This window comes from Pseudarthrobacter sp. J47 (genome assembly GCF_049810315.1).
In the GTDB taxonomy this organism is placed as follows: Bacteria; Actinomycetota; Actinomycetes; order Actinomycetales; family Micrococcaceae; genus Arthrobacter.
Map to the genome: position 1 here is coordinate 834,410 of NZ_CP187358.1, position 20,912 is coordinate 855,321.

Genomic DNA, 20,912 nt, shown 5'->3' on the forward strand with positions numbered 1-20,912 from the left:
ATGGCGGCCGGGCGCGCACGTCTTGTATACCAAATGAGCGTAGAGTAGGGCGGAGGCGATGTAAATCACAGAGGAGAGTGGAAAGTGGCCCAGCCCATCACTGAGCCTGCCAAGGCGCGCGACGACGAAGCGCGGGCCGAGCAGGTCTACCAGCTGGTGCTTGAAGGCATTGTTGAAGGCCGGTTCGCCCAGGGCTCCCGACTGCGTGAGCGGGAGTTGTCGGAGATGTACCAGGTCTCCAGGATCCCGGTGCGGGAGGCCATCCAGCGGCTGGAACAGGACGGCTTCGTGGCCACCTTTCCGCGCCGGGGGGCAGTGGTCAGGCAGCTGACCCTCACGGACGTCAACGATCTCTTCGACGTGCGGTTGTGCCTGGAATCCTTTGCCGCCCGGATGGCCGCGGTCCGTGTTTCAGAAGGCCTCCCGGGGGAACGCCTGCGCGAACTCCTGGATGCCTCCACGGCTGCGATAGACGAGCACCGCATGGCCGATGTGGCCCCCATCAGCGCCGAAATCCACGCCGAAATCGTCAGGATGTCCGGCAACCGCCTGCTGGTGGACTCCGTAAAACCCCTCTTCGGGCGGATGCGCTGGATCTTTGGCCTGTCGCACAACCGCAGCCACGAACTGCAGCGGGACGAGCACACGGCGCTGTGCAACGCGATCCTCAGCGGCAAGCCGGACCTCGCGTACTCCCTGGCCTACGCGCACATCGAACTGGGCCGGGACCCCGTCCTTGCCGGTTTGGCCGAGACCCTCGAACCCTAGCCCTACGGCCTTAGTCGTCGGCGTCCGGGTATTCATCCTCGTCGGCGCCGTACCTGGATTCCTCGGTTTCCACCGAGAGAATCTTCAGCATCTCCGTGTCCGGGTGCAGCATAATGGCGGCCTCGTCGCGGCGGTGCCGCAGGACAGAATCAATGTAGGACTGCACGGCTTCGGCCAGGGGGATATGCCGGTTGGCTTCCTCCGACATGTACCAGCGGTGTTCCAGGATCTCGTGGACTGCTTCGGCCGGTTCCAGCTTGCCGGAGAGGTCCCTGGGAATGGAACGCACAATGGGCTCGAAGATCTGGCTCACCCACAGGTGTGCACTGTATTCCTCGTCCATGTCCGGGTTGTTGTCCGCGCGGAAAGTATCCATGTCATTGAGCAGCCGCCGGGCCTGGTTCTCTTGGGCGTCCAGGCCGGTGAGCCGCAGCAGGCGGCGCTGGTGATGGCCCGCGTCCACCACCTTGGGCTGGAGCTGGATGGTGGAACCGTTCTGGGTGGTTTTAATCGCGTATTCCTCGACGTCGAAGCCGAGTTCGTTGAGCCGGCGGATGCGGGCACCAACACGCCAGCGCTCGCCGAGTTCGAAGGACTCCTTCTCGGTGAGTTCGGCCCACAGCCTGCGGTAGCTGTCCATGATCAACTCGCTGGTGGCCACCGGATCCACCTTCTCCTCGATCAGGCCGCCGTCCAGCAGGTCCATCAGCTCACCGGCGATGTTCACCCGGGCAATTTCCAGGTCATATTCTCGCTGGCCCGTGGACAGGTCCGGGTAGAGCTCCCCGGTTTCGGCGTCGACCAGGTAGGCGGCGAACGCGCCGGCATCGCGGCGGAAGAGGGTGTTGGAGAGCGAGACGTCGCCCCAGTAGAAGCCGATCAGGTGCAACCGGACCATCAGCAGCGCCTGGGCGTCAATCAACCTGGTCAGGGTGTCCTTGCGGAGCATCTGGGAGAAGAGGGCGCGGTAGGGCATGGAGAACTTCAGGTGCCGGGTCACCAACACCGGGTTCAGCGGCTGGCCCTGGGGCGTGGTGCGGCCAGTGATCACCGCCACCGGCTCTACGCAGGGCACGTCCAGCCGGGCCAGCTTACGCAGCATGTGGTACTCGTGGCGCGCCACGTGCTCGGACGTTTCCTTGATGGCGATCACCGAGCCGCCCAGGTGGGCGAACCGCACAATGTGCCGTGAGATACCGCGGGGGAGCGCGGCGAGGTTCTCGGCCGGCCAGTCCTCGAGCGCGATGTGCCAGGGCAGGTCCAGCAACTCGGGTTCGGTGGCGGCTGCCGTGATGCTCAGCGAGCTGGACACCGTTGCCGCGCCGTCGTTGGCGCTTGCGGCCTCGAAGCGCGGCAGTTTGCCGATCTGGCCGTAGTCGGTGGGCTCGTCGTGCCAGAGCGCGCTGTTGTCCTCAGTCATGGTCCAATTCTTTCCTACTTGCCACGTAAGCGCTAAAAGTCGAAGGGTGACGCCGGTTCCGCGGACCAGTCAATGTCCGGGGCTGCCTGGAAAGCGACCCCCTGGAGCGCCAGCCGGGCGCCCATGAGTCCCAGCCGGGCGGCCAGATCCGGTGCATGGCGTTGCTCCTGCGGACTCCACGCGACCTCAGCCAGGGCCATGGCGCGCGGGTAGAGGAGCCAGTCTGCCTGGCGGCCGCCCCTGACCGTTTCGCTCCAGAGCGGCCCCTCGATGCCCAGGACGCTCCCGCCGGGGATGCCGAGGCCTGCGGGGTCCCAGTCGTAGTACTCCCGCCAGCTGAAGGGACCTCCCTCTACCCAGCTCAGGCCGATCGGGCTTGCAGGATCGTATTTTTGGTCCAGGTACGTTCGTTCGGCGGGCGACATGATGATGGCGGCGCGGGCGTCGGATGTCCGTTCCAGCGTGGCCGCCGTGCTGCCGTGCCAGTACTGGATCACCGAACCGTGCGGGATCCGGGCCGCCGCGTACTCGTTCCAGCCCACCGGGACCTTGCCGGCGGCAACCACCAATGATGCGATCTCCGACACCATGGACAGGTACTCCTCGCGCGGAGTGACCAGGGCTTCATCGCCGCCGATGTGCAGGTAGGGTCCGGGAGTAAGGGCGGCCAGCTGCCGGATCACTTCCCGGGCGAACTCATAGGTGACGGGATTGCCGGCCTCAAGGCTGGAAAACCCGACCTCGCCCGTGGTGTTCATGGCCGGAGTCGTCCCGCCGGCCGTCAGCTGCGGAATGGCCGCCAGCGCAGCGTTGACGTGGCCCGGCATATCAATCTCCGGGACCACCAGCACGTTGCGCCGCGCAGCATAGTCAACGATGTCCGTGAACTCCGCCTGCGTGTAGAAGCCAGTGAGCCCGGGAGACAGCCCGACGCCAGGGAAGTCCACGGCACCCGTGCCGCCCAGCGCAGTCAGTGCACCGTAGTCCAGCCCGGACGGGTTGTCCTCCGGATTATGGATTTCAATCCGCCAGGCCTGGTCGTCCGTGAGGTGGAGGTGGAGCACGTTGAACTTGAACTGCACCATGGTGTCGATCTGCCGCTTCACCTCGGCCACGTCCAGGAAGCTCCGCGCTACGTCCAGCATGAGGCCCCGGTAGGCAAACCGCGGGGAGTCGCGTATCACGACGGCGGGCACCCGCCACTGCGCGTCAACAGGGGAGGAATTTTCGACGGCGGCGGGAAGGAGTTGCCGAAGCGTCTGTACACCGTTGAACAGGCCGGCCGTGGAGGCGCCCGTAATAACCGCACCTGTCCGATCAACCGTGAGCGAATAGGCTTCTGGACCCGGTGCAGGCTCCACACCGGCGCCAAGCGTCAGGTCCGGATTGATCACCAAGGTGATACCGCCGTCGGACTCTTCACCGTCCAGGATGGGCAGTTCAAAACCGGTGCTCCGCCGCAGGATCAGGGTCAGTTCTTCTGCGGCCGTCCGGCATTCGGGACCTGCCGCGACGAACGATGCAGACGAGAGGACAAAGTCCTCACCATCAAGCCTGTCCAGGCGGGCAGGAAGGGGAATCAGCGGTAACGGAAAGTCCACGGTGCTCCTGGTGCGGTAGAAGAGTTAAAACCGCGACGGCGGCCCTTCCGTGAAGGAGGAGCCGCCGTCGTTTTCTGGCCGGGATCGGGACTAGTCGCCGAGGCGCAGGCCGGTCTTGGTGTCGAACAGGTGCACGTGGCCGGACTGCGGGCGGACGAAGATGGAGTCGCCCTTCATCGGAGGACGGCGGCCGTCGACGCGTGCCACGATGTCGTGGTCCTTGCCGTCCAGCGTGGTGTGGCCGTAGACGTAAGCGTCAGCGCCGAGTTCTTCGACGACGTCCACCTCAACCTGCAGGCCTTCGCCGTTGCCAACGGTCTCGAGGTCTTCCGGGCGTGAACCCAGGGTGACCGTGGAGCCGTGGGCTTCTTCGAGGACGTTGCGCGGCACGGGGTAAACCGTTCCGCCGAACTGGACGCCGCCGTCGACGACGGGCAGTTCCAGCAGGTTCATGGCAGGGGAGCCGATGAAGCCGGCAACGAAGACGTTCTTCGGCTTGTCGTAGAGGTTGCGGGGGGTATCCACCTGCTGGAGGAGACCGTCCTTGAGGACCGCAACGCGGTCGCCCATGGTCATGGCCTCGACCTGGTCGTGGGTGACGTAAACGGTGGTGACGCCCAGGCGGCGGGTGAGGGATGCGATCTGCGTACGCGTCTGGACACGGAGCTTGGCGTCCAGGTTGGAAAGCGGCTCATCCATGAGGAAGACCTGCGGGTTACGGACGATCGCGCGGCCCATGGCAACACGCTGGCGCTGACCGCCGGAGAGTGCCTTCGGCTTGCGGTCCAGGTACTGCTCCAGGTCAAGGAGCTTGGCGGCTTCGCGGACACGCTCGGCGCGCTCTTCCTTGGAGACGCCGGCAATCTTCAGCGCGAAGCCCATGTTGTCCGCAACAGTCATGTGCGGGTACAGGGCGTAGTTCTGGAAGACCATTGCGATGTCGCGGTCCTTCGGCGGAACGTCAGTGACGTCGCGGTCGCCGATCAGGATACGGCCGGCATTGACGTCCTCAAGACCTGCGAGCATACGCAGGGAGGTGGACTTGCCACAGCCGGAGGGTCCAACGAGGACCAGGAATTCGCCATCGGCGATGTCGATGTTGAGCTTATCGACGGCGGGCTTTTCTGTGCCCGGGTACAGACGCGTTGCGTTATCAAAAGTAACTGTTGCCACAGTTATCAATCCCTTCACCGGCAGGTACGTGCCGGACGATCCGTAGTGAATGGTGTGTGTATTAAATTAGGTGCTCCCTGAGCCGAAGCCCGGGAGCACTTGAGTGATACCGCACGGTTCTTGTGCGCCACATCACAGGTAAGAGTATGTCAGATTTATCCGGAATGGTCCTAAATGTTACGAACGTCACGTGTGATGTTCGTTAAGGGATGTCCGACGGCGGGACGTCGCCGAGGGCTTTTCGGCGTTCCTTCAGCAGGGCCTCAAGGACTTCTGCCATGTGCACGGGAGTCTCAACCCGGTACCCGGCATGGGTGAATCCGAGGCCCACCTTGATGCCGACGTCGCCCTTTGCAAGCCTGGCAAAGGCGTCCTCATCGGTGACGTCGTCCCCGGCGAAAAGCACCGCCGTCGCTTCCGTTGCCTGCCGGAGGAACGTGATGCCCTCGCCCTTGGACGCATGCACCACAGAGGTTTCCAGGACGCGCTTACCCGTCTTCAGGTGCACACCTTCCAGTCCGCCCAGGGCGGACCGGGCCGCAGCGACAGCGTCCTCAGCGACGTCGTCAGCGGCCTGGCGGGTATGCAGCACCACGCCCGCCGGCTTGTCCTCCAGATGGGTACCGGCGGCCTCTTCGGAGATTTCCGCCAGCGTGGCACGGACCCGGGCCAGCAGCTCAAGCTGCTCCGGATCCAGGGTGAGCGGGGTGGAGCCCGGCCCCAGCCAGGCCTCGGCGCCGTGGCTGCCGATCAGCAGGCTCTCCGCCGGAGGCGAGGCGACCAGCCGGAGGCTGTCCAGGGCGCGCCCGGAGATGAGTGCCGTCGTCGTCCGCTCCAGAGTGGCGAGGGCTGCGAAAGCCGCAGCGGTGCGGGGGAGGGGTCGCGCGTTTTCCGGGCGGTCCACAAGGGGTGCCATCACGCCGTCGAAATCCAGGGCCACCAGCAGGTGTTCGGTGGCGGCGATGGTGCGGATGGCATCGAGCAGCTCCGGGCTCAGGGTGAGCCACTCTGCGCTTGTGGACTCAGGAGTCATCGCGCACCACCTTTTCGTCCAGGGCGGCGAGGAACTCGGCAGACCAGTGGTCGACGTCGTGCTCCAGGACCTGCTTGCGCATGGCACGCATGCGGCGGGCGGCATCCCGCGGGGCCATGTTGACGGCCTTGAGGATGGTTTCCTTCAGCCCGTCAATATCGTGCGGATTGATCAGCAGGGCGTGTTTGAGCTGGTCCGCCGCACCCGCGAATTCGCTGAGCACCAAGGCGCCGTCGTCATTGGTTCTGGTGGTGACATACTCCTTGGCCACCAGGTTCATGCCGTCGCGCAGCGCGGTGACCAGCATGATGTCCGCGGCCAGGTACAACGCCACCATTTCCTCCACCGGGTAGCTGTGGTGGAGGTAGCGGACGGCCGTGTTCTGGATGGTGTCGTAGGTGCCGTTGATGTGGCCCACGGTGCCTTCGATCTCTTCGCGCAGGAGCCTGTACTGCTCCACGCGCTCGCGGCTGGGACTGGCTACCTGGATCAGCGTTGCGTCCCCCACCCGGAGGGCGCCGTCAGCCAGGAGTTCCTCAAAGGCCTTGAGCCGGTGCCGGATTCCCTTGGTGTAGTCCAGCCGGTCCACGCCAAGGAGGATGGTCTTGGGATTGCCCAGGTCCTGGCGGATCTGCCGGGCGCGCTCGATGATTTCCGGGTTGTTGGCCAGATCGTGGATCTGCTGTACGTCAATGGAGATGGGGAACGCCTGGGCCCGGGCAATGTGCGTGATCTGGCCGTTGGGACCCTTGACGTGGACCTGCTGGCGCTTGACGCTGGCGCCCAGGAACCGGCGCGCGGACCGCATGAAGTTGCCGGCGTCGCTGGTGCGCTGGAAGCCCACCAGGTCAGCACCCAGCAGGCCGTCGATAATGGCCCGGCGCCACGGAAGCTGTGCAAAGATCTCCGGCGGAGGAAACGGGATGTGGTTGAAGAAGCCGATCCGCAGGTCCGGCCGGGCCTCGCGCAGCATCCGGGGCACCAGCTGCAGCTGGTAATCCTGGACCCACACGGTGGCGCCTTCCGCCGCGTACTTGATGACGGCGTCGGCAAAGCGTTTGTTCACCCGGCGGTAGGACTCCCACCAGGTGCGGTGGAATTCCGGCGGTGCAATGACGTCATGGTAAAGCGGCCAGAGAGTGGCGTTGGAGAACCCCTCATAGTAGAGCTCGACGTCGTCCGTGCTCAGCTGCACCGGGACCAGGTCCATGCCGCCGTGGCTGAACGGCTTGACTGTCTCGTCCGGGGCGCCGTGCCAGCCCACCCACGCGCCGTCGGTTTTGGTCATCATGGGGGCGAGTGCGGTGACGAGCCCGCCGGGCGAACGCCGCCAGCCGGAACCGTCATCGCCCTCGTCGCCGGCATTGCAGCGGTCCACCGGCAGCCGGTTGGACACCACCATAAAGTCGTACTTGGTTCCCGGCTTTATACCGCGTGTGCCGCGTCCCGTTTCGGGTTGATCCACGGCGTCGTTGTTCGGATTGTGCTGTTCCTTGCTTTCCAATTCGGACCCCTAAGGTTGCTTATGGCGCTCTTCACCACCCTAATGGGGCTGGTACGCAGGGGCTATTTCTGTGTCGTTGGCACGCGAAATTACTTGAAGGCGCAAGCTCCCAGATTTCTCCCCTAAAATAGGGCGGGTTGCCACATTGTGGTCCCGCCCGACGTCGATCGACACGAGGAACAGATGAGCCCCGCAAACGATAACCGCAAGTCCAAAGCTGAGCGCACAGCGGAAGCCCGCGAGAAAGCCCGCGCCATCCGCGAGGCCCAGCTCAAGAAGGACAAACGCAACAAGGTGCTCATCGGCTGGGGCATTGTCATTGCCGTTGTGGCGATCCTGACGGTCATCGCCCTCGTAGTGGTCAACAACATCCAGCGGAACACCCCCATCGCAGACCAGGGCCCGGTCCCGGCCAACGCCAACGTCCATGGCGGCGTCACCCTGCTGGCCAATACGGAAGTGGCTTCCACGGACCCCGCCACGATCGACATGGCGAACCTGCCCGCCAAGCCCGAGACGCGGCCCTCGCCCGTAGTGGCCCCCGGCGCAGAGGCCGAAGAAGGGAAGCCGGTCAAGGTTATTGCCTACATCGACTTCATCTGCCCCGTCTGCCTCCGTTTTGAGAACACGTACAACGAACTGCTGACGGGCCTGCGCAACGAAGGCAAGATTTCCATGGAATACCGCCCGCTGGGCTTCCTGGACCTGCAGTCCACCACCAACTACTCCTCGCGTGCGGCCAACGCCGCAGCCTGCGTGGCTGATTCCTCGCCGGACAAGTACGCCGAATACGTTGACGTCCTGTTCGCCAACCAGCCGGCAGAGGGCGGCGCCGGTCTGTCCGACGACAAGCTCAAGAGCCTGGCCAGTGAGATTGGTGCGGACATCACCAGCTGCGTTGACGACAAGACCTTCCGGCCCTACGTGAAGTACTCCACCGAACTTGCCGCGAACAGCGGAATCCAGGGCACCCCCACCGTTTTCATCGACGGACAGGAATGGGACGGCACCACTGACCTCGCAGCTGCCATCCAGGCTGCATCCGACGCGAAGGCCTGATCCTTCCGCCGCTATTTACCGCGGGCCGCCTGCCGGAATCTACCTCCGGCGGGCGGCCCGCTGGGCTTTAAGCGGGCTTTCGGGGGTGCTTCCTCCGTTTTCGACGCGCATATTTCCTGACGCCGGGTTATTTCAGGCGCACGAGGTTATTTGCGCGTCGCCATTGAATATGGGCGTCATGAGCGAATTTGCGTGTCGTCAGGTCTGGCTGACCGCGCCGGACCGGGCCATCATGGAGCACATGGCCACAGAAGAGGACGTCCGGAGGATCTGCCTGGCACTGCCCGGGGTAGTGGAGCGGCCCAGCTGGAACATGCCGGCCTGGTTTGCAAGGACCATGATGGCCAGGATGTGGGAGGAGGGCGTCCTGACGGTTAAGTCCACTGAACGGGAGGCGCTAGCCGGTACCGACCCGGACACCTACTTCTGGACGCCGCACCACAACCGGTCGCCTGGGCTGGTGCTGGTCCGCCTGGCCAACGTGGACCGGGAGGAGCTGGACGAGCTGCTGCAGGAGTCCTACCGGATTGCCGGCGGCCCAAAGCGCTGAGTTCTGGTTCGTACGGCGGTTTTTTCGTTCTCAGCGCGCGTGGGCTAACCTTATCTAGCGCCGTTTCGGCGCTGCCCGTCCGCGGGTACGCCTCCTTAGCTCAGTTGGCCAGAGCACCGCTCTTGTAAAGCGGGGGTCGTCGGTTCGAATCCGACAGGGGGCTCCACCTCAATTCCTCAAGCGCCTGTGGATCCGCCGGGCGAGCTGCATAATCCGGAATCAATTAACACGCCTTTGACAATCCGGAAACCGGACGCGAACCGGCGCTGGATACGTTGGCCGGATGAACAAGACACCCGCTGCCGGGATTTCCCGGAGGATCGCCTCGTGGTTTGAAGCCGCCTACGTTGAAAATTGCGTTGACCGGCCCCTGGACGGAGTGCTGGAAGCCAGCCGCTGGGGCTGGCTTCCGGCGCTGAGTGGAGTAGCCGTAGCCGCTGACTCCGCCGGAAAACACCCAACCCGCAAAGACCAGGGCGGGCACCCCTGAGCCGCGACTGAAGCGGGACTGAACCGGGGCTGACTCGCGGGACGTTTCGCCCGGACAGAAGCCCCAAAAGGTGCGGCACGGCGTCGTAATTTGTATGGTTTGCCACACTATTGCTCACATGCCTGCATAATGTCCTAAACTGCATCACTGAGGTGCCGGAAATGGCGCTGCGCAGCAAGGAAAGTGAACAGGCTATGGCTACCGATTACGACGCCCCACGCAAGACAGAAGAAGAGTCTCCCGCTGAGTCGCTGGAGGCCCTTCAGGCGTCCCGTACCGGCGCCGCCCAGACGGCCGTCATCGACGTCGACGAGAACGATACCGCCGAGGGCATCGACCTTCCCGGCGCTGATCTTTCCGGCGAGGAACTGACAGTCATTGTTGTTCCGGAGCAGTCGGATGAATTCACGTGCTCATCCTGTTTCCTGGTCCGTCACCGCTCCCAGGTTGCCAAGGAAAAGAACGGCCTGAAGTACTGCCGCGACTGCGAAGGCTAACCTTTCAGCTCGCGCAGCCTGCATGGCATAAGAGGCGCCGGCTCCCGCACGGGAGGACGGTGCCTTTGCCGTTTCCGGGGCCGTTATGGTGCATAACAAAAGGACCTTCCGGCGGGTGAAAAAACCCTCGAAGAGATACAAAAGCGACAGTCCCTACATGCCTGCGTGACGTTGAAAGCCCCGTTTTAACGGTTGCGCCCCGAAGCGGCAACAGCCCTCGTTTTCGCCCCTGGACGCTCCTACGCTTGTGCTATCTCATCACTCGAAGAGGTGGCACCATGAAAAAAATCCTTACCTTGCTGACGGCCCTTTTGATGGCCGTTGGGCTGGGGCTGGTGGTGCCGGGCCCTGCCTCGGCCACCGGTTCCTACTGCGGACTTGTTTGGGGTTCGACGGCGGAGCGGAACGCGGCCATGAGCACCGCTTCGGTCACCAACGTCCGGACGGGGCAGCACTACTGCTTCGACCGACTGGTGGTTGACCTCAACGGCCCTGCCGCCGGCTACTACGTGCGTTACGTTTCGGCGGTTACCGAGGACGGATCCGGATTCTCTGTCCCGCTGCGCGGCGGGGCGTTCATCCAGGTCACCGTCAACGCGCCGTCCTACGACGCCTCGGGCAACTCCACGTACACCCCGGCAAACAAGCGGGAGCTGCAGAACGTGTCCGGCTACCAGACCTTCCGTCAGGTGGCCTCGGCCGGCAGCTTTGAAGGCTATACCAACATTGGCCTGGGCGTCCGTGCCCGGCTTCCGTTCAGGGTGTTCACCCTTGACGGACCGGGATCCGGTTCCCGCCTGGTGGTGGATGTAGCGCACTTCTGGTAAACCGCCATTGCCCACAAGCAGTGCCCGCAACACAAAAGTGGTGCCCTGCCCGGACGATCTCCGGGCAGGGCACCACTTGTTCGGTGCAGCCGATGGGCTACTCCGGAACCACCAGCGCGGGGGTGTCGCGGCGGATGGTTTCACCCCGGAAGAAGCCGGGACGGACCTTGGCCATGACCAGCATGAAGACCGCGCCCATGGCCAGGATTCCGATGCCGAGGATAAATACCAGCCCGATTCCGAAGATCTCGGACCCGCTGCCAAACTCCGGAGCCAGGCTGTCGACCGCCGTCTGGACGAACACCACAAACAGTCCCACGCCGCCGAGCACAGGGCAGAGGAGCCGCAGCATGAAGTTCCGGAAGCTGCTGAACACGCTGTTGCGGAAGTACCAGGCGCAGGCGATGGCGGTCAGGCCGTAGTAGAAGCAGATCATCAGCCCCAGGGCCAGGATGGTGTCATTGAGGACGTTCTCGCTGATGATGTGCATCACCGCGTAGAACCCGGCGGACAGGACGCCGGCCACAATGATGGCCGTGCGGGGCGTTGCGAAGCGTTCGCTCAGCCGGCTCAGGGGCTTGGGCAGTGCGCCATAGTGGGACATGGCCAGCAGGCTTCGCGACGGCGACATAAACGTGGACTGCAGCGACGCCGCCGAGCTGGAGAGCACCGCCAGGGACATCAGGATGGCCAGCGGGCCCATGATGGGGGAGGCCAGGGCGGTGAAGATGTTCTCCTGGTTGTCCGGATTGGCCAGCCCGTTGCCCGTTTCGCCGATGCCCGCGAACATCATGGTGGCGATGCTGATCAGCAGGTAGATGGCCAGGACGATCACGGCTGTCAGGGTGCCGGCGATTCCGGCGGTCTTCTTGCCGTTGCTGGTTTCCTCGTTGACGGTCAGGCACACGTCCCAGCCCCAGTACACAAAGATGGACAGCGAGATTCCGGCGGCGATCTGGCCGAAGGTTTCGATTTTGGTGACGTCGAACCATTCCCAGCTGAACGGGATGGCGGTTTCGGAGGTGGACCAGTTAGCGAAAGCCATCACTACGAAGAGTCCCAGCACCAGGAGCTGGAAACCCACCAGGCCGTACTGCACCAGCTTGGTGGTGCGCATGCCGCGGTAGCTGACCCATACCGCCAGGGCCACGAAGACAAAGCAGGTCAGGACGTTCAGCGGTTTGTTGGCGGAGAGTTCGGCCAGTTCCGGTGAGCCGGTGAGCTGGGAGAGGAAGAGATAGAAGAAGTCCACGGCCACGGCCGCCAGGTTGGACAGCACGATGATGTTGGCTGCAAGCAGCCCCCAGCCGCCCATCCAGCCAACCCACGGGCCGAACGCCTTGGTGACCCATGTGAAGGTGGTGCCGCTGTCCGGGGAGTCCGCGTTGAGCTCCCGGTACGCGAGGGACACCAGGATCATGGGAATGAACCCGATCAGGAAGATCACCGGCAGCTGCAGGCCCGCCTCATTGATGGTGGGTCCCAGCGCGCTGGTCAGCGTGTAGGCCGGTGCAATCGTGGAAATACCGAGGACGACGACGGCGAGGAGCCCCAGTTGCCCGCCCTTCAGTCCCTTCGGGGTAATGCCGTGCGGCGTACGTGCAGTGCCGGCGGCAGTGCCGGCACTGTTGTTATCTGCGCTGTTACGGATGGTTTGGGTCATGTCCGTACTTTCTAGGAGGCAGCAGGCTGCTGTTGGGTAATGCAGTGGATGCCGCCGCCGCGCGCAAATAGTTCGCGTGCATCAATACTGACAATACGGCGGCCGGGGTAGGCCTCGGCGAGGATCTGCAGGGCTTTGTCGTCATTGGGGTCGTTGAAGCTGCAGGCGATGACGCCGCCGTTGAGCACCACGTGGTTGATGTAGCTGTAGTCCACGAAGCCTTCGTCGTCCCGGAGCGTCTCCGGCGCCGGAACCTCAACGATGTTCCATTCACGGCCGGCGGCGTCCCGGGTGGTGCGGAGGTATTCGATGATGCTGCGGCAGACGTCGAAGTCGGGGTGTTCCGGGTCCTGCTGTGAATGGACCAGCAGGGTTCCCGGGGACGGGATGGCAGCCACGATGTCCACGTGCCCGCGGGTGCCGTAGCGTTCCGAGTCCCGGGTGAGGCCGCGGGGGAGCCACACCACGTGGGTGGCTCCGATGGTGCGGGCCAGCTCCTGTTCCACGTCCGCCTTGGTCAGGCCGGGGTTGCGGCCCGGATCGAGCTGGACCGTTTCGGTGACCAGCACAGTCCCCAGCCCGTCCACCTGGATCCCGCCGCCCTCGTTGACCAGCGGCGAGGTGACGTGGTGGGCGCCCGAGTGCCGGGCCACCCCCCGGGCGATGCCGGCGTCCTTGTCCCAGCTGGCCCAGTCCTGCGCGCCCCAGCCGTTGAAGACCCAGTCGACGGCGCCGGTCCGGCCCAGTTCGTCCAGCACGAACGTGGGCCCGATGTCCCGCATCCAGGCGTCGTTGAGCGGGGCATAAAGCACCTCGACGTCGGGGTGCAGGTAGCGCGCGGCTGTTTCGCCGTCGTCGGGGTCCACCACCATGGTGACCGGTTCAAACTCGACGGCGGCATTGGCTACAGCAGCCCAGGTGGACCTTGCCGCGTGGGCGGCTTCCGCGGTCTCGCCGAGAGTGTAACCGCCCGTGGGAAAGGCCATCCAGAGCCGTTCCTGCGGGGCGGTTTCGGCAGGCATGTGCCAGCTCATGGGGCTACCTCCGCCGTAACGGAAGCGGGGGTTTCGCCGCCGAGGCGCTGGTCCGGATCCACTGGATCGGTCAGCCGCCCGTAGGTGTCCGGACGGCGGGTGGCCAGGAACGGGAAGAGCGTCAGCCAGTCGCGGCGCTGGTCCAGGTCGAGGTCAGCCACCAGGACCGCGGATTCGTCCCGGGGCGCCTGGACCAGGATCCGGCCGTAGGGGTCCGAGATGAAGGACGAACCGTAGAAGTTCAGTGTCCCCTCATTGCCCCAGCGGTTGGGGGCGATCATAAACAGGCCGTTGGCGATGCCATTGCCCACGATCACCTGCTGCCACAGCGGCTGGGTATCGAACTCCGGGTGGTCCGGTTCGGAGCCGATTGCCGTGGGGTAGACGATGATTTCCGCTCCGCCCAGCGAGTACAGCCGGGCAACTTCGGGGAACCATTCGTCCCAGCAGGTGGGCATGCCCAGCCGTGCCCCACCCAGTTCGGCGGGCGCGTGGACCTCGTAGGCGTCCGGTGCCGCCGGGCCTTTGCGGAAGAACTTGTCCTCGTAGTAACCGGCGGTCACGGGGATGTGCAGTTTATGGGTGCGCGCCACCAGCTCGCCTTCCGGCGAGACCAGGATGGCGGTGTTCAGCCCCAGCCCGTCGTCGGAACCGTCTGGGTTGTCCGCCTTCTGGTAGAGCGAGGCATGGACAGAGACACCGTACTGGCGGGCGGCTTCCGCGGCGAAAGCAAAAGTGGGCCCGGTGAGCAGGTCCTCGGCGATGTCCGACGGCCGGGGCCTGTCCGCCCAGGGACGGGACACGTCGTTTTCCGGGCGAGTATCCGCGGGGTAGCGGGAGAGCGTGAGCTCCGGGAGGAACACCACGGTGGCGCCGAGCTTGGCTGCGCGTTCAATGCCCTCCGTCAGTTCCGCGTGCAGGACGGCGGTGTCCGCATGCCAGCGGTGCTGGACGACGCCCACCCGAAGGGCGGGACGCGTGGACGGCGTTGTCCGCGCCGGCGAGGCCGGGGCGTCGAGGCAGGAAATTTCAATCATGGGGTTTACTCCAGTGAGACGACTGTCACTAAATGAATGACGTTCATTTAGTATGCGGGCTCATAGTGTCCGGCGCAAGGGTTTAAATGAATCTCGTTCTTTTATGTCGGGGTGAAGTCAATTTAGTAAGCTCACTGAGAAATTTCCGGAATCTCCGTCCCCGCCGCTGACCGGTGCTGATAGCGTCGGAATCACGGACCAATCGAGGAGGATTTCATGAAAGCTTCACCGACCCTGACCAACAACATGCAGGCCGTCCTGACGGACCTGATCGAGCTGCACCTCCAGGGCAAGCAGGCCCACTGGAACATTGTGGGAACCAACTTCCGCGACCTTCACCTGCAGCTGGACGAGATCGTGGACGCCGCCCGGCTCTTTGCTGACGAAACGGCGGAGCGGATGCGCGCCCTGCATGCGCTCCCGGACGGACGCAGTGCCACAATTTCCGGCTCCACCAACCTTCCCGCCTTCCCCGAAGGCCTCATCAGCACGAAAGACGCCATCGAGCGGATCGTGGCAGCCCTCGAGGCCGCCGTCGGAACCATGCGCAAGGTCCATGACGAGGTGGATGAAGAGGATCCCACGTCAGCTGACCTGCTGCACGAATTCATTGCCAAGCTGGAACAGTTCGCCTGGATGGTCAACGCCGAGACCATGAAGGCAACGGCCAGCGTCACGGCTCCCGACTCCAAGTAGGGTAGCGGCGTCGAGCGGCGAGGTGATGCTGCTTAGAAACTTTCTAAGCAGCATCACCTCGCCGCTCGATGCGTTTTAAGGGCTCGATGCGTATTAGTGGGCGGGTCAGGTCGCCTTGGGGACCTTTCGGAGTACGACGCCGGCACTCACCGCTGCCGCTGCCATCAGTCCCAGCGCAATCGCCGCCGTGATGTGCACCCCTGATTCGAAGGCTGACCGGGCGGTGTCCAGGACGGCCTGCGCGAGTGGAGCGGGGAGCGTGTGGGCAAGCTCGACCGCGCCGGCCAGGGTTTCGCCCGCAAGTCCGGTCCCGGGAGCGGAGCCGGATCCGGCAACCTCGGCCGGCAGTATCAGGTTGTGCTGGTAGGAAGCCGTGAGGATGGAACCCAGCACGGCTGTACCGAGCAGCGAGCCCACCTCGTATCCCGTCTCCGAAACTGCCGCCGCGGCTCCGGACTTGCTGGCGGGTACCGAGCCCAGGATCAGGTCATTGGAGATGGTTTCCGCCGCGCCCACACCCAGTGCGAGGACCAGCAGCGCTGCCAGCAGAAGCTGCGGGCCGCCTGAGTGGTTGCCAAAAGCCACCATGGCGTAGCCGAGTGCGCTCAACGTGAGCCCGCCTGCCACCACGGCTCCTGGCCGGATCCGGCGGACCAGCGGCACCACCAGCAGCCCGGCAAGAACGGTGGCCAGCAGCGCGGGAATCATGGCCACGCCCGATTCGGAGGGCGACATTCCTTCCAGGAGCTGCAAGTGCTGCGCCAGGAAGAGGATGAAGCCGTTGAAGGAGAAGAGGGCCAGGATGTTGGCTGCAATGGCGCTGCTGAAGACGCTGTTCCCGAACAGGGACATGTCCAGCAGCGGTGAAGCCAACCGGAGCTGTCGCCGTACAAAAACCACGCCCATGGCTACGCCAAACGAGATGATGGCCAGCGGAATGATGGAGAAGCCCTCGGTGGCCAGATCCTTGATCCCATAGACCACCGGAACCATCACCAGCATGGACAGCAGCACGCTGGGCACGTCCACCCGCCCTGGCTTCGGATCGCGGGACTCCGGAATGACGGCGTGCCCGAAGGCCAGCAGCGGCAGCATGATGGGTACTGCCGCCAGGAGAATGGCTCCCCACCAGAGGTGCTCCACCAGCCAGCCTCCGAAGATCGGGCCCAGTGCGGCGCCGCCGGAGAATCCTGCCGCCCAGATGGCTACGGCCAGCCGGCGGCGGTTGGGCTCGGGGAAGATGTTCCGGATCAGGGACAGGGTGGAGGGCATCAGCATGGCGCCGAAGAACCCCAGCGCCGCGCGGCCGGCAATCAGGAAGCCGGGAGTCGGCGAAAAAGCGGTGATGGCTGAGACCGCGGCAAAGCCGACGCTGCCGATCAGCAGGAGCCGGCGGCGACCGATCCTGTCGCCGAAACTGCCCATGGCCACCAGGAGTGCCGCCAGGACCAGGGGATAGGCGTCCACGATCCAGAGCAGTTGCACTCCCGTGGTCTGCAGGCTCCGGGCAATCTCCGGCAGGGCAAAGGTCAGGGCAGTGTTGTCCACCGCCACCAGCAGTACGGGGAACATGAGGAGTCCCAGCGCCAGCCAGTCGCGCCACGGCGCGCGTCCGGAAGCGGGTAGTGGGGCCGGCTTCCGGAGGGTGGGGCGGCGCGAGGCGTTGTGGGTGGGCTGGAGGGAGGTCATGCATTAACTATACCGTCTGGACGGTATAGTTAAGAACCGATCGCCCGGAAGAAGGCATGATTGACCCCATGGCAAGAAAACCCGTAGCCCGCGACGCCGTGCTGGACGCGTTCGAGTCCCTGCTGATCGAGGTAGGCGAGCGGGCCGCCACCCTCGACGCCGTTGCCAAACGCGCCGGTGTGTCCAAGGGCGGTCTGCTGTACCACTTCCCCAACAAGGAAGCCCTGATTTCGGCCCTCCTGGAACGGCTGGACCAGCTGGCCGGCGAGGATGCCGCGGCCATGGCGGCAGCGGACGAAGGGGCAGCCGCCTACTTCATCAGGTCCTCCGTATGGGCGGACACTCCACTGGACAGGGTGTTTGTTGCCGCGACCCGGCTGGCGGAGGTGGCGCACGAGGAAACACGCCAGCGGTTTGCCGGCATCCAGCAACGCTGGCTGGAGCTGCTGGCTGATGACGTTGGTCCGGAGATGGCCAAGGCTGTCCGCTACATGGGGGACGGACTGTACTTCAACGCCATGTGGGAAGGTGCCCCGGATCCGGGCCCCGAAGAGGGCGGGCGGGCACCCGGCCACGCGGGCGGGCAGGCACCCAACAGGGCTGCCGACGTCGAAAGCCTCCTGGCCGCCGTCGAGCGTCTCCGCGGCTGACCACGCCATTTGCCCCAGCGTCTCCGGCATAGGAGAATAGGAAAGTTACGGGCGCCACATTTGGCCGCCCAAAGCAGTCTTGCCATTAGGCAACACCAACTGAATAAGCCTTTGATCTGCGGCGGGAGAGCCCTGCCAGTACAAGCAGGCGCCGTAGGAGCAAATCCTCCCCAGGAATCTCTCAGGCCCACGTACCGCCGCGGCGAGGCAACTCTGGAAAGTAGCAGGCAGCAGCCCGCTCACCGACGGTGCAAGCGTGATTCCGGTATAGCCGGCCCCGCGGAAACTCTCAGGTTCCATACAGAGCGGGGAGGAGCCCAATCGTTGTGGCGTACCCTGCGCCGCCTGAGTTATGGAGTTCCTTGTGACCGTTATTCCAGCCTCTACTTCTTTTGTTGACAGGCATATTGGCGCCCGCCATGATGCCGACGTCAACACCATGCTGAAGGCCGTCGGCTTCGACTCCGTGGATTCCCTGGTGGATACCGCGGTTCCCAAGGACATCCGGCAGGACACCGCGCTGGAGCTGGGCAACGCGCTCAGCGAGGTGGAGGTCCTGGCGGAACTCCGCAAGCTGGCCGGCAAGAACAAGACGGCCGTACAGATGATCGGCCAGGGCTACTACGACACCGTGACCCCGCCGGTGATCCGCCGCAACGTGCTGGAAGCCCCGGCCTGGTACACCGCCTACACGCCCTACCAGCCGGAGATCTCGCAGGGCCGGCTCGAGGCGCTGCTGAACTTCCAGACCATGGTGCAGGACCTGGTGGGCCTGCCCATTGCCAACGCATCCCTCCTGGACGAAGCGACCGCCGTTGCCGAGGCCGTGCTGATGATGCGCCGGGCCAATAAGAACAAGGACGCCAAGGACGGCAAGACTGTCCTCGACGCCGACTGCCTCCCGCAGACCATCGCGATCGTCAAGGGCCGTGCCGAGGCACTCGGCTTTGAGGTGGAGGTCGCGGACCTGTCCAACGGATTGCCCGACGGCGCCATCAACGGTGTGGTGCTTCAGCAGCCTGGTGTTTCCGGCCGGGTGTTCGACCACACAGCCGTGATTGCCGACGCCAAGGAACGCGGTGCCCTGGTCACCGTCGCAGCAGACCTCCTGGCACTGACGCTCATCACCCCTCCGGGCGAGCAGGGTGCCGACATCGCCGTCGGGTCCGCGCAGCGCTTCGGTGTTCCGCTGTTCTACGGTGGCCCGCACGCGGCCTACATGGCAGTCCAGAAGGGCATGGAGCGTTCCATGCCGGGCCGCCTGGTGGGCGTCTCCAAGGACTCCGCCGGCATCCCCGCGTACCGCCTGGCCCTGCAGACCCGCGAGCAGCACATCCGCCGCGAGAAGGCCACGTCCAACATCTGTACTGCGCAGGCGCTGCTGGCCATCGTTTCTTCCTTCTACGCCGTCTACCACGGCCCGGATGGCCTGAAGGCGATTGCCGAAACCGTCCACGGCCACGCCCGGACGCTCGCCGCATCGCTGAGCTCTGCCGGTTTTGCCGTCCGCCACACCAGCTTCTTCGACACGGTCACGGTCACCGTGCCGGGCAAGGCTGCGGGCATCATCGCCGCCGCCGAAGACCGTGGAATCAACCTGCGCAGCATCGACGCCGACACCGTTGGCGTCTCCACGGATGAGACCACGACGGCGGACATCGTCGACGCCGTCCTGGCCGCCTTTGGTGCCCAGGCCGTGAAGGCGACCGACGCATTCGCCCTGGATACCGCCGTCGGGCGTTCCTCCGAATACCTGCAGCACCCGGTGTTCAACACGCACCGTTCCGAAACGCAGATGCTGCGCTACATCCGCCGGCTTTCGGACCGTGACCTGGCACTGGACCGCACCATGATCCCGCTGGGTTCCTGCACCATGAAGCTGAACGCCACCGCCGAGATGGAAGCGATCTCCTGGCCGGAGTTCGCCTCCATCCACCCGTTCGCGCCCGATTCCCAGACCGAGGGCTGGCGTGAACTGATCGAGGACCTCGAGGCGAAGCTGACCGCCATCACCGGTTACGACCAGGTGTCCATCCAGCCCAACGCCGGATCCCAGGGCGAACTGGCCGGCCTGCTGGCCATCCGCGGCTACCACCGGTCCCGGGGGGACGAACAGCGCAATGTCTGCCTGATCCCGGCCTCGGCGCACGGCACCAACGCCGCCTCCGCCGTCCTCGCCGGCATGAAGGTGGTTGTGGTAGCCACCGCCGCCGACGGCACAATCGACCACGCAGACCTCGCCGCGAAGATCGAAGCGAACAAGGACGCCCTGTCCTGCATCATGATCACCTACCCGTCCACGCACGGTGTGTACGACGCCGACGTCCGCGAAGTGTGCGACGCCATCCACGCAGCCGGCGGCCAGGTGTACATCGACGGCGCCAACCTCAACGCCCTGGTGGGCCTCGCCCAGCCGGGCATGTTCGGCGGCGACGTCTCGCACCTGAACCTGCACAAGACGTTCTGCATCCCGCACGGCGGCGGCGGACCCGGCGTCGGGCCTGTTGCCGCAAGGGCGCACCTGGCACCGTTTATGCCGGGCAACGCGGCCGATCCCGCCAACGGCGAGGCCGGCACCCCGATCTCCGCCTCGAAGTACGGCTCCGCGGGTGTCCTGCCGATTTCCTGGGCCTACGTGAAGCTGATGGGCGGCAACGGCCTGACCGAAGCCACCAAGTCGGCGCTGCTCGCGGCAAACTACATCGCGTCCCGCCTCAACGACTCCTTCCCCGTGCTGTACACCGGTGAAGGCGGACTGGTGGCGCACGAGTGCATCCTGGACCTGCGCGAGCTGACCGCCCGCACCGGTGTGACCGCTGAGGACGTGGCCAAGCGCCTGATCGACTACGGCTTCCACGCGCCCACCCTGGCGTTCCCCGTTGCCGGCACGCTGATGGTGGAACCCACGGAGTCCGAGGACCTCGGCGAAATGGACCGCTTCATCGACGCCATGATCGCGATCCGGGCGGAGATCGAGCAGGTTGCCGCCGGTGACTTCACGGTAGAAGAGAGCCCGCTGCGCAACGCCCCGCACACAGCTGCCGCTGCCATCAGCACCAGCTGGGACCGCAGCTACCCGCGCGAGCAGGCCGTGTTCCCGCTGGCATCGCTGAAGCAGGACAAGTACTTCCCGCCGGTGGGCCGCATTGACGGCGCGGCCGGTGACCGGAACCTGGTCTGCTCCTGCCCGCCCATCGAGGCCTTCGAGAACTAATCCGCCC

The 20,912-nt window shown here is 64.9% G+C and carries 18 protein-coding genes, 1 tRNA gene and 1 riboswitch; of the genes, 10 read left to right on the forward strand and 9 right to left on the reverse strand.

Going from position 1 to position 20,912, the window contains the following annotated elements; translation table 11 throughout:
- Positions 1 to 84 precede the first annotated feature (84 nt).
- Positions 85 to 768 (forward strand): GntR family transcriptional regulator, encoded by a 684-nt coding sequence (locus ACPJW8_RS03810; RefSeq protein WP_330186497.1) that lies wholly within the window; start codon positions 85 to 87, stop codon positions 766 to 768.
- Between the two features lie 10 nt (positions 769 to 778).
- On the opposite strand, the gene ACPJW8_RS03815 is transcribed toward ACPJW8_RS03810, so the two are convergent.
- The 5 genes from ACPJW8_RS03815 to ACPJW8_RS03835 form a co-directional block, all read right to left on the reverse strand.
- Complete coding sequence (locus ACPJW8_RS03815; protein ID WP_330186498.1) at positions 779 to 2,188, reverse strand: DUF4032 domain-containing protein; 1,410 nt, start codon at positions 2,186 to 2,188, stop codon at positions 779 to 781.
- Between the two features lie 32 nt (positions 2,189 to 2,220).
- Positions 2,221 to 3,789: a beta-N-acetylhexosaminidase gene (locus ACPJW8_RS03820; RefSeq protein ID WP_330186499.1), complete on the reverse strand. Its 1,569-nt coding sequence runs from the start codon at positions 3,787 to 3,789 to the stop codon at positions 2,221 to 2,223.
- Positions 3,790 to 3,879: 90 nt separating this feature from the next.
- Complete coding sequence (locus ACPJW8_RS03825) at positions 3,880 to 4,962, reverse strand: sn-glycerol-3-phosphate ABC transporter ATP-binding protein UgpC (RefSeq protein WP_330186500.1); 1,083 nt, start codon at positions 4,960 to 4,962, stop codon at positions 3,880 to 3,882.
- A gap of 202 nt (positions 4,963 to 5,164) precedes the next feature.
- Positions 5,165 to 5,995: a trehalose-phosphatase gene (otsB, locus tag ACPJW8_RS03830; protein ID WP_330186501.1), complete on the reverse strand. Its 831-nt coding sequence runs from the start codon at positions 5,993 to 5,995 to the stop codon at positions 5,165 to 5,167.
- On the reverse strand, positions 5,985 to 7,397 hold the full coding sequence (locus ACPJW8_RS03835) for a trehalose-6-phosphate synthase (RefSeq protein ID WP_330186507.1): 1,413 nt from the start codon (positions 7,395 to 7,397) through the stop codon (positions 5,985 to 5,987). Before ACPJW8_RS03835 ends, otsB begins: the two co-directional genes overlap by 11 nt.
- A gap of 285 nt (positions 7,398 to 7,682) precedes the next feature.
- Between ACPJW8_RS03835 and ACPJW8_RS03840 the strand changes: the two genes are divergently transcribed.
- The 6 genes from ACPJW8_RS03840 to ACPJW8_RS03865 all read left to right on the forward strand — a co-directional run bounded on the left by ACPJW8_RS03840 (position 7,683) and on the right by ACPJW8_RS03865 (position 10,922).
- On the forward strand, positions 7,683 to 8,558 hold the full coding sequence (locus ACPJW8_RS03840; RefSeq protein WP_330186502.1) for a DsbA family protein: 876 nt from the start codon (positions 7,683 to 7,685) through the stop codon (positions 8,556 to 8,558).
- 178 nt (positions 8,559 to 8,736) lie between these two features.
- Entirely contained in the window at positions 8,737 to 9,108 is a 372-nt protein-coding gene (locus ACPJW8_RS03845; RefSeq protein WP_330186503.1) for an MmcQ/YjbR family DNA-binding protein, read from the forward strand.
- A gap of 89 nt (positions 9,109 to 9,197) precedes the next feature.
- Positions 9,198 to 9,274 (forward strand) — tRNA-Thr (locus ACPJW8_RS03850).
- Positions 9,275 to 9,391: 117 nt separating this feature from the next.
- Positions 9,392 to 9,598 (forward strand): hypothetical protein, encoded by a 207-nt coding sequence (locus ACPJW8_RS03855; protein ID WP_330186504.1) that lies wholly within the window; start codon positions 9,392 to 9,394, stop codon positions 9,596 to 9,598.
- A 194-nt stretch (positions 9,599 to 9,792) separates the two neighbouring features.
- Positions 9,793 to 10,095: a DUF4193 domain-containing protein gene (locus tag ACPJW8_RS03860; protein WP_330186508.1), complete on the forward strand. Its 303-nt coding sequence runs from the start codon at positions 9,793 to 9,795 to the stop codon at positions 10,093 to 10,095.
- A 278-nt stretch (positions 10,096 to 10,373) separates the two neighbouring features.
- Entirely contained in the window at positions 10,374 to 10,922 is a 549-nt protein-coding gene (locus tag ACPJW8_RS03865) for an AMIN-like domain-containing (lipo)protein (protein ID WP_330186505.1), read from the forward strand.
- 97 nt (positions 10,923 to 11,019) lie between these two features.
- Here the strand turns inward: ACPJW8_RS03865 and ACPJW8_RS03870 are convergent, their stop codons facing one another.
- The 3 genes from ACPJW8_RS03870 to ACPJW8_RS03880 are packed head-to-tail and all read right to left on the reverse strand — an operon-like array spanning position 11,020 to position 14,656.
- The gene (locus tag ACPJW8_RS03870; protein ID WP_330186509.1) at positions 11,020 to 12,585 is read right to left on the reverse strand and encodes an APC family permease; all 1,566 of its coding nucleotides are present in this window, start codon (positions 12,583 to 12,585) and stop codon (positions 11,020 to 11,022) included.
- 11 nt (positions 12,586 to 12,596) lie between these two features.
- Entirely contained in the window at positions 12,597 to 13,619 is a 1,023-nt protein-coding gene (locus tag ACPJW8_RS03875) for an agmatine deiminase family protein (RefSeq protein WP_330186510.1), read from the reverse strand.
- A complete protein-coding gene (locus ACPJW8_RS03880) occupies positions 13,616 to 14,656 on the reverse strand; it encodes a nitrilase-related carbon-nitrogen hydrolase (protein ID WP_330186511.1) in 1,041 nt (346 codons plus the stop codon). The genes ACPJW8_RS03875 and ACPJW8_RS03880 overlap by 4 nt, the downstream gene beginning before the upstream one ends.
- Positions 14,657 to 14,872: 216 nt before the next feature.
- Between ACPJW8_RS03880 and ACPJW8_RS03885 the strand changes: the two genes are divergently transcribed.
- The gene (locus ACPJW8_RS03885; RefSeq protein WP_330186512.1) at positions 14,873 to 15,352 is read left to right on the forward strand and encodes a DNA starvation/stationary phase protection protein; all 480 of its coding nucleotides are present in this window, start codon (positions 14,873 to 14,875) and stop codon (positions 15,350 to 15,352) included.
- Positions 15,353 to 15,457: 105 nt separating this feature from the next.
- Here the strand turns inward: ACPJW8_RS03885 and ACPJW8_RS03890 are convergent, their stop codons facing one another.
- Positions 15,458 to 17,041 (reverse strand): MFS transporter, encoded by a 1,584-nt coding sequence (locus tag ACPJW8_RS03890; RefSeq protein ID WP_330186513.1) that lies wholly within the window; start codon positions 17,039 to 17,041, stop codon positions 15,458 to 15,460.
- Positions 17,042 to 17,109: 68 nt separating this feature from the next.
- Here ACPJW8_RS03890 and ACPJW8_RS03895 point away from each other — a divergent pair, with 68 nt between their 5' ends.
- Positions 17,110 to 17,691 (forward strand): TetR/AcrR family transcriptional regulator, encoded by a 582-nt coding sequence (locus ACPJW8_RS03895; RefSeq protein WP_330186514.1) that lies wholly within the window; start codon positions 17,110 to 17,112, stop codon positions 17,689 to 17,691.
- A 112-nt stretch (positions 17,692 to 17,803) separates the two neighbouring features.
- Positions 17,804 to 17,898: riboswitch (glycine riboswitch) on the forward strand.
- Positions 17,899 to 18,043: 145 nt separating this feature from the next.
- Entirely contained in the window at positions 18,044 to 20,905 is a 2,862-nt protein-coding gene (gcvP, locus tag ACPJW8_RS03900; RefSeq protein WP_330186515.1) for an aminomethyl-transferring glycine dehydrogenase, read from the forward strand.
- Positions 20,906 to 20,912 lie beyond the last annotated feature (7 nt).